The organism is Halalkalibacter hemicellulosilyticusJCM 9152, from assembly GCF_000513115.1.
Classification (GTDB): Bacteria; Bacillota; Bacilli; order Bacillales; family Bacillaceae_D; genus Halalkalibacter; species Halalkalibacter hemicellulosilyticus.
The window spans coordinates 60,320-69,351 of record NZ_BAUU01000025.1; the positions used below are offsets into that span (position 1 = coordinate 60,320).

8 protein-coding genes and 2 tRNA genes are annotated in these 9,032 nt (G+C 40.9%); 8 read left to right on the forward strand and 2 right to left on the reverse strand.

Annotated features, from left to right (window positions below; all coding sequences use genetic code 11):
* Positions 1-41 precede the first annotated feature (41 nt).
* A complete protein-coding gene (locus JCM9152_RS15410; protein WP_035346083.1) occupies positions 42-1,193 on the forward strand; it encodes a metal ABC transporter solute-binding protein, Zn/Mn family in 1,152 nt (383 codons plus the stop codon).
* 285 nt (positions 1,194-1,478) lie between these two features.
* A complete protein-coding gene (locus JCM9152_RS15415; protein WP_035346084.1) occupies positions 1,479-1,904 on the forward strand; it encodes a BrxA/BrxB family bacilliredoxin in 426 nt (141 codons plus the stop codon).
* A gap of 99 nt (positions 1,905-2,003) precedes the next feature.
* Here JCM9152_RS15415 and JCM9152_RS22690 read toward each other — a convergent pair whose 3' ends face one another.
* Entirely contained in the window at positions 2,004-2,177 is a 174-nt protein-coding gene (locus JCM9152_RS22690; protein WP_156315000.1) for a hypothetical protein, read from the reverse strand.
* Positions 2,178-2,254: 77 nt separating this feature from the next.
* Here JCM9152_RS22690 and JCM9152_RS15420 point away from each other — a divergent pair, with 77 nt between their 5' ends.
* Positions 2,255-2,611, forward strand: a complete 357-nt coding sequence (locus JCM9152_RS15420) for a hypothetical protein (RefSeq protein ID WP_035346086.1) — start codon at positions 2,255-2,257, stop codon at positions 2,609-2,611.
* Positions 2,612-2,767: 156 nt separating this feature from the next.
* Positions 2,768-2,839, forward strand: a tRNA-Arg gene (locus JCM9152_RS15425).
* A 150-nt stretch (positions 2,840-2,989) separates the two neighbouring features.
* Here JCM9152_RS15425 and JCM9152_RS15430 read toward each other — a convergent pair.
* Entirely contained in the window at positions 2,990-4,225 is a 1,236-nt protein-coding gene (locus JCM9152_RS15430) for a DNA polymerase IV (RefSeq protein ID WP_035346093.1), read from the reverse strand.
* A 215-nt stretch (positions 4,226-4,440) separates the two neighbouring features.
* Here JCM9152_RS15430 and JCM9152_RS15435 point away from each other — a divergent pair.
* The 4 genes from JCM9152_RS15435 to JCM9152_RS15450 form a co-directional block, all read left to right on the forward strand.
* Positions 4,441-4,513 (forward strand) — tRNA-Val (locus tag JCM9152_RS15435).
* Between the two features lie 542 nt (positions 4,514-5,055).
* Positions 5,056-5,268, forward strand: coding sequence for a hypothetical protein (locus JCM9152_RS24160; protein WP_369384572.1), 213 nt, complete (start codon positions 5,056-5,058; stop codon positions 5,266-5,268).
* A gap of 150 nt (positions 5,269-5,418) precedes the next feature.
* On the forward strand, positions 5,419-7,344 hold the full coding sequence (locus tag JCM9152_RS15445; RefSeq protein ID WP_035346097.1) for a putative thiazole-containing bacteriocin maturation protein: 1,926 nt from the start codon (positions 5,419-5,421) through the stop codon (positions 7,342-7,344).
* A partial coding sequence (locus tag JCM9152_RS15450) for a TOMM precursor leader peptide-binding protein (RefSeq protein WP_035346099.1) occupies positions 7,344-9,032 on the forward strand: 1,689 nt, incomplete at its 3' end. The genes JCM9152_RS15445 and JCM9152_RS15450, both read left to right, overlap by 1 nt.

A 9,032-nucleotide genomic window follows, 5' to 3' on the forward strand; every position in this document is an offset into this window, starting at 1 on the left:
TTACTGTAATAAAACGTAATGGTTACGAAAGGGGTAGAAGAATGAAGCCTACATATTATATACTAGCGCTTATCCTAGTACTATCAGCATTTTTAGCTGCGTGTGGCGGCGCAGAAGAAGAACCAGAGGAAGTAGATTCTGGTGAGGATGATAGTGCGGTTGAAGAAACGGTTGAACCGTTAGAGGTGTTTACAACGATTTTTCCATTAGAGGACTTTGCTAATAAAATTGGTGGAGAGTTTGTTGAAGTGACAAACATGGTACCTGTTGGAGCAGACGCACATACATTTGATCCAACTCCACGTGAAATGATTGATGCCGCTGAAGGGGACGTATTCATTTATAACGGGGCTGGTCTTGAAGGGTTTGCTGATGCATTAATTGATACATTAGAAGGAGAGGATATTCTCATCGTTCAAGCATCAGAAGGAATTGAACTATTAGATTATGATGATCACGAACATGGGCATGAGGAAGATCACGATCACGAACATGGACATGAGGAAGATCACGATCACGAACATGGACATGAGGAAGATCATGATCACGAACATGGACATGAGGAAGATCATGATCACAGTCATGATCATGAGGAGCATGGTCACGAGGAAGATCACGATCATGAGCATGGACATGAAGAGGAAGATCATGATCATAGTCACCATCACCATGATGAAGATCCGCATGTGTGGCTTGATCCAATTTTGGCGATTACGCTAGCTGAAAATGTAAAAGACGCATTTATTGAATTAATGCCTGAGCAAGAAGAGGTATTTACAAGTAATTTTGAATCGTTAAAGGAAGAACTTGAGCAGCTTGATGAAGAGTTTCAAGAGATGGTCGAGGCAGCGAGCAAGGATACATTTATCGTTTCGCATGCTGGTTACGGTTATTGGCATGAACGTTATGGCTTAGAGCAAATAGGTATTTCGGGTATGTCACCAACCGAAGAGCCTTCTCAACGTCAAATTGAAGAAATTATTGAACATGCCGAAGAAAACGACATTCAGCATGTGATGTTTGAGCAAAACATTCCAACACAAATTTCGGATGTCGTGAAAGATGAAGTTGGGGCAGAGGCTGTCTATTTACACAATTTAGAAGCTTTGATCGCCGAAGATGTAGAAAATAATGAAGATTATTTCTCATTAATGAGACGCAATATTGAAGCGTTGCGCACAGCGTTGCAATAAAGAGAGAACAGCTGACCTATTAGGTCAGCTGTTTTTTTAAAATAGCAGAATTTATATGTATATCCTATTGTAAAAGCTAAGAAGTTTTTAGAAGTGTAATCAAGGAAAATGTAGTTGACTGCGCTCGTTCCACGTCTCACTTTCAAAAAACGTAAGCCTTTGTATAACGACTTAGTATAACGGAATTAAGAAATGGAGGAGGACGAGGCAAAACGATTGGTTTAATTCAAAAAAGAGGGTACAATAAGGAAAGAATATGTAATGTGAATGAGAGGTGGCTTTTCAATGGAATTTAATTTCTTTATGAACGATGTCGTACAAGTGGCACGTCAAGAGATGGATCAAGCAGGCTATGACCAATTAACAACGGCTGAAGAAGTCGATGAAACGTTGAAGCAAGAAGGAACAACACTTGTGATGATTAATTCGGTGTGTGGCTGTGCGGGGGGAATTGCTCGTCCGGCTGCTGCTTACGTGAAAAACTATGATACAAAGCCTGATCGGTTTGTTACGGTTTTTGCAGGACAAGATAAAGAAGCAACAGCTCGTGCCAGAGAGTATTTTGAAGGTTATGCACCTTCATCGCCTTCGTTTGCCTTGCTTAAGGACGGTAAGATTCAAATGATGGTCGAGCGTTATGAGATCGAAGGCCATGAGCCCATTCAAGTTGTTCAAAAGCTTGAGAAGGCTTTTGATGAGCACTGTTCATAAGAACGGATGACAAGATAAGCCTTGCTCAGATCGGAATCAATCTGGGTGGGGCTTCTTTTCACTTGAATGAGAGGCTTTTGTTGTTTGCACAAATGAAACCTATTTGTTTGTGAACGAAATATGGTATAATGCCGTTACGAGAGAGACTACTGAAAAAGCATAAATCAACTTTTTCAGTACCGTTGATTTGACAGGCAATGGCTTCACTCGTTGCTCGCTTGATACGAGAAACCCACTCGTATGAAGCTCAAAACAGGCAACGGTTTCGCTCATTGCTTAAAGGGCACCAAAAAAGGTGAAAACCAAACTTTTTTCAGTGCCCTTTTACGAGATAAAAGGAGAGTGTCAAGATGCAAGCATTATATGATCAAATTCAAGTATATTTAAACATGGATGAGGAGATTTCATTTAAAGAATTTCAATCTTACTACCAAAACGTATTGAAGGAGCTGGGAGAACAGGGAGACTCTTTAGATGAGGAAATGGTTTGGAAAAGTCTGTTCATCGTTGAAAATGTGATGACAAACGCAGAGGGCCGTGCGAACGCGAAAGGACCTGAAGCGAAAAAATATAAAAAAATGGCACAACGCTTACAGCTATGGGCGAAAAACTTAGCACAACGACTAGGTGAGCTTGGCTATAGCGAGGAAGATATTAGCGAGCGCTTTAATCAAATGTTGGAGGAAGGCGCACCGGAACAAGCTTAGTGTTGATAAGAGAGAAGTGAAAGGGAGCTGCAACAGCTAGGGCTTTTGCAGCTCCTTTTCGATGGTAGTTTAGTAAATATCGCTTTTGCTTATACAGCTATAGAGTACCTGTTATTTGACTTCTGTACTATATCAAGTTAGACTATAACGTGTCGTGCGCCTATGGTGAAAGGGATATCATTCAAGATTCCGGTTCTTGCGTTGTAGGTTCGAGTCCTACTAGGCGCGTTTAACTAGGAAAAAGACGTCATTAGCTTTTGAAGGCTAGTGACGTCTTTTTTCAAAACAGAATGAAAGGAAGGGTGTCGGATTTGCATGTTACACATCAGATCCACTGTTCCATCTTTGCAACGTTTACGCACGACGCAAGTAAGATTCTTACTTATAATGTCCGCCTATTTTCTTAGCGCGTTCCTTTGCTTGACCAGCGGCTGTCATGGAAACAGCACGAATTATCGAGGCTTTGCCGAATTTATTGTTAATGGTGTCCATCGTTCTTCCGATTTGTTCTTTTCTACCTGTATCAACTTCAAACAAGCTTAATTGCCGCGCGCGGTCAGAGCTGAGCTTTGTTAAGGTGACACCGATTTGCCGAATCGGCTGCCCTGACCAAAACTGCTGAAACAAAGAGACTGCTACTTCGTAAAGGTCTAAGCTATAATGACTAGGCTGTGGTAGTGGACGTTGACGTAAAAAAGAGAATGGTTGCTCATAATTGGCCCCTCTGGCAAAGACTTGGATCGTTTCCCCGAGCTGCTTTGATTGGCGCGCACGTGAAGCAACCTCTTCACAGAGCTCAAGCAGGATCACCTTTATTTCTGTGAAGCTGTCATAATCACGTGGCAATGTCATCGCATGTCCAATTCCCTTTGCTTCCCCGTCGGCGGTTAACTCTGCAAGGGGAGAATCGTCATGGCCATTGGCGCTAAGCCATAAAACATGACCAGGAATGCCCCACTTTTTCTTCAATCGCTCAAGTGGTGATTGTGCTAAATGGCCAATTGTGCGAATCGCCATGTTATGAAAATGACGTTCCATTCGCGTGCTTACACCAAACAAAGAGCGTATCGGTAAGGGCCACATGTGAACAGGTACATCCTCTTTTCGTAACGTAAACCGACCTTCTTTTCGTTTTTTTGCAAAACGGTCACAGGCCATTTTAGCTAAAAGCTTATTATCACCAATTCCAATTCGGGCAAACACACCGGTTTCCGCTAAAATCGTTTCCTGTATCATCTCTGCAAGAGCGTCGACTGATTCATAAGCGTGAAGGCAGCCAGTCACATCAACAAATTGCTCATCAATGGAATAAGGCTCTACTAAATCGGTAAAACGATACAAAATGTCTGTAATATGTACAGATACTTTCATATACGTCTCCATTTTCGGTTTGATAATGATCAAATCAGAGCATTTTTGCTGCGCCTCCCACAGTCGCTCCGCTGTCTGAATACCATATTTCTTCGCGATCGGACAAGCGGCTAAGATCACTCCGCTTCGCCGTTTCGGATCGCCGGAAACGACCGTAGGTTTCCCTCGTGATTCTGGATAAAAGCTCTTTTCAATCGAAACATAAAACGATTCCATATCAATTAAAAAAACGGTTCGCTTCATCTTTATCCCTCAGTTCAGTGATGTTTTGAGTCATAGATGTTTGAGGCACTTTTCAATGAGTATAGAAAAGACTCCTTTTATATAGTATATGCGAATGTATGTTCTTATTCAAAGTGAAATATTTGGAAGTGATAAGGAGAGAATGCTGAAAAAAAGGATTGACTTTGTTCGCCAATTTCGTTAAAATAAAACTTGTCGTTAAAAGAATATAACACGATCCGTTAGCTCAGCTGGGAGAGCGCCACCTTGACAGGGTGGAGGTCACTGGTTCGAACCCAGTACGGGTCATTGGGTGCCAAACCCGTGAAATCCTTCTGGAACAGGGATTTCTACGAAAACATCACTTTTAAAGTGGTGTTTTTTTGTTTTGGGCCTGATACGGGTTATTTATGAAAAAGATTGAGGATGGGACATAACAAAAGTGTTTAGTTGAGACTCCGAACATTTAGATAACGTAGCGAAGTATATTTCAGGAGCGGTGAATGTGAATATGCTCCACTCTAGATTTGTTCGGTATCTCACTTATGAAAATACTTTTGTCTCAGCCTATTGTTTTTTAAGTGAAAATAAAATTGGTCACTTAGAGGTCAAATTAATCAATTTCTTCTTCGTCTGAGAATGAGATTTGGGCACTAACATCAGTAACAATCACCTAAAAGTGAACATATTTTGTTGAAGAGAGAACGCAGAATGTCTGATGATTTAAATGCCGTAAACTGATTATTTACTTCCTTGAACTCTCATGTCAGATGTCGGGTTTTCCTGTAAATTAAATACAAAGGAGAAGAAAAATGTATAATAATTATCAGAATCAATTGCAAAACTTGGAGATGGATCAGTTCCAAGCTGGTGAGTTAGTTCCTATGGATACTAATAGTGAAAATACACGCTTTGGTGCGTTTGGGGGCGGAGGCTTCCGATGTGGTGGTTTTCGATGCTTCAGCTGCTTTTTTAATTGTTTTAACTGTTTCAACTGCTTTAACTGCTTCAATTGCTTTAACTGTTTTAGATGTCATAACTGTTACCGTTGTTGGGGAAGATAAACGTTTTATAAAAAAATTTAGTTATTTAATGGAAAAAGTGCCCTTGCATCATTTATCGCAGGGGCATTCCTTTTTTAGGATCATAAAGGACAAATAAAACTACATAAAATGGTAGTGCTTAATTTGTATTGATTATAAAGGAGGAGCTGAATGACAAAACTTAACGCTTCGACACGTCTGAAGGTAAAAAAAGATACATTTTATATACCAGATCAAGAAGGTGGTGTGTATTTTAGAAATAACGAAAGCTCCTTCCGTCTTAAAGGAAGTACTATCTATCAGTGGATTGAAACACTGATGCCGATGTTTAATGGTGAGCAAACATTGGGAAAATTGACCGAAGGACTAACGGCCCCGTATAAGAAGAGAGTATATGAGATTGGAGAAACATTGTACCAGAATGGCTTTGTACGAGATATGAGTCAGGATCGACCACACCAATTAAATCGTAAGGTTCTTGAAAAATATGCTTCCCAAATTGAATTTATTGAAAGTTTTGTCAATTCAGGCGCGTACCACTTTCAAGAATACCGTCAGGCAAAAATTCTGGCTGTTGGATCTGGTCCTATTCTAGTTTCATTGGTAGGTGCATTACTCGAGTCGGGACTTCCTAAATTCCACTTTATGTTAACGCAATCAATGCCTACAAATCGGCCCCGAATCCATGAACTGGTGCAGAATGCCCAAAAAGATGATTCCGAGGTAGAGATTAAGGAGGTACCTTTTGAAAAAAGGGAGTATAGAAGTGTTTGGAAACAAGCGGTACAGCCTTACGATTGGGTTCTGTATGTTTCGCAGGATGGAAATGTAAATGAACTAAGGAATCTTAACTTCGTTTGCAAAGAGGGAAGGAAGGTATTTCTACCTGCAATATGTTTAGAGCAAGTAGGGCTAGCGGGTCCAGTCGTTCATCAAGAATCAGATGGATGCTGGGAGTCTGCATGGCGTCGCCTTCACCAAACTGCCGTTCAAGATGATCATCAGCCTATCAATTTCTCTTCAACTGCTGGATCGATTTTAGCAAATGTCCTTGTATTTGAATTTTTCAAGAAGGCTGTAGGAATTGCAGGTTCAACTCAAAATAACCAAATTTATCTACTTGATCTTGAAACTTTGGAGGGGAACTGGTTATCATACCTTACACACCCGTTGGTTACGCCTAGTAATTTAACGCCAAGGCTGATTGAAGACCTTGATGTAAGAATTAAAAATGAAGTGAACAGAAATACTTCACCTAGTAACCTATTGGAACATTTCAGTCGGTTAACTTCCGAAGAAATAGGAATTTTTCATTCATGGGAGGAACGAAATTTGTCACAGCTTCCTCTGGCTCAATGTTATATTCAAGCAGTTAACCCGATGAGTAACGGTCCAGCAACATTTCTTTCAAAAGTTGTTTGTGCTGGTTTTACACATGAGGAAGCAAAAAGACGTGCCGGGCTGACAGGCATTGAAATGTATGTTTCACAATTGATCGATCCCAATCAAAATGAGCAGATTGACTCGATGGGCATCGGTGCAGGGCAAACAATAGAAGAGGCTATATGTCGAGGACTGCAAAAATATTTAGATGAAAAGCTGAGAGAAAGAAAGGTTGATCAACCCAGCTTGCTATTTGAACTGCAGCTAGAATCAATAGAAGATCAGCAATGCAGATACTATTTAGATGCGTTGACTACTTTAAATGGTCCACCGAGCATCGATTTAAGAGAGGATATTCTGGGCTTCCCTGTTATACGGATAAGGTCGAATGGTCGATGGTACGATAAGGTAGGTTTAAATATAACGTTTGCATTACGATATGCGTTAGAACAAGCACTTTTAAATACTCCAAACCAGGTCAATTCACTGGTAAGGCATGAAATGGTGCCAGTCGACTTTGTTGGTCAAAAGAAATCCCAATTCAAAATTCCTTCCTGCGATGAAATGACTCAATTAGAGCTATTACAATCTTCCATTCAGGTCTTACAACAATACAGAAAACGCTTAGTTATTTATGACCTATCGTTCGAACCTTTTTTAAAGAATGAACTAGCAGGAGTGTTTGGTGTACAGGTTCGAGAGGAGGAATGCTGATGGCAGCCTTAATTCTAATGAATGGGAGAGGTTTATTAGCCGATTTTCTCTATTATCAATTATCCGGAAACTATTTTATTAAGCGTCAAAGTATAGGAGAAGTCGTTCCAGGTGAAACAGAATTAGCTCTTGTGCTCCACGATTCCTGGCAGCCATCTGTTCTTCAAAAAGCGGAAGAAAGATACAGAAAGGCTGGTATTCCATGGCTTCGAGGTTTCATTTCATTTGGAGAGGGAATCATTGGTCCACTCGTACACCCGGATATACCGGGATGTTCTTGTTGTGCTGATATGCGGCGTATTATAGCGGGACGTGATCGCAAAGAAATGTGGGAGTTTCAAAGGAGATTGCTAGCAGAAGAAGGTATACATCAAGATGCTTGGGCATCACGAATTGGGCTGTCGCAAATGGCAGCTTTGATCAGCAATGCTGTGCGAAGGATTCTTCAAGGAGAATCCAGCAACTTAGAAGAAAAAGTGTCCATTACGAACATGAAAACCTTATCGAATTCACTGCACAGTTTCTTGCCTGACCCATCGTGTCCAATGTGCAGTTCACTACCTAATGATTCAGCAGAATTAGCTCAGATTCGGTTAAAATCCAGTCCTAAAATCAATGATAGCAGTTATCGCAGTCGGTCGATGGATGAATTAAAAACAGTGTTAGGCAAAGATTATCTCGATTTTCGTACTGGACTTATGAACGGAAAAATGCAGGATGTTAGGCTTCCTTTTGCTGATGTTTTAGTGAACATGCCACTGTTTGGAGGAGACGAGGGAGTAGCGGGGAGATCGAATTCTTATGAAACGAGTGAGCTGACTGCCATATTGGAAGGGTTGGAACGATATTGCGGAATCGAACCTCGAGGAAAAAGGACAGTCGTTCATGATAGTTATCATCATTTAAAAGATAGCGCACTAAATCCTACGAGTGTTGGTATACATGAAACCGATCAATATAAAAAGCCTGATTTTCCGTTTAAACCTTTTAAGCCTGATGAGCCAATGAGTTGGGTCTGGGGTTACTCGTTACTAGAAGAACGTCCTATTCTAGTGCCAGAGTTACTTGCCTACTATAGTTTGAGCTGTGGGGATGGCTTTGTATATGAAACATCAAACGGATGCGCCATAGGAGGGACATTAGAAGAAGCCATTTTCCATGCGATTATGGAGGTTGTCGAGCGAGATTCGTTCTTGTTAACCTGGTATGCCAGGCTCCCCCTCCCGCGGCTTGATCTACGTTCGGCTAACGATAAAGAATTACAGCTGATGGTCGACCGTATTACTAAAGTTGCCGGTTATGACCTTTATTTTTACAATTCAACAATGGAACATGAGATTCCAAGTGTTTGGGCAATCGCAAAAAACAGAAGCTCCAAGGGCGTAAACATGATTTGTGCAGCAGGTGCTAACCCTGATCCTGTTAGTGCTGTAAAAAGCTCGATTTACGAGCTTGCAGGAATGATGTTTAGGGATGATGAAAAGTTGGAGAAAAACCGACAGAAGTATAAAAAGATGCTTAAAGATCCGTTTGCAGTACGTACCATGGAGGACCATGGTATGCTATACGGTCTCAAACAAGCAGAAGAACGACTGTATTTTTTATTAGATGATCACCGTCCTTTACGTACGTTTGCTGAGGAATTTAAGGAGCCGTCGGCTAATACTGATTTAAAAGATGATCTTCAG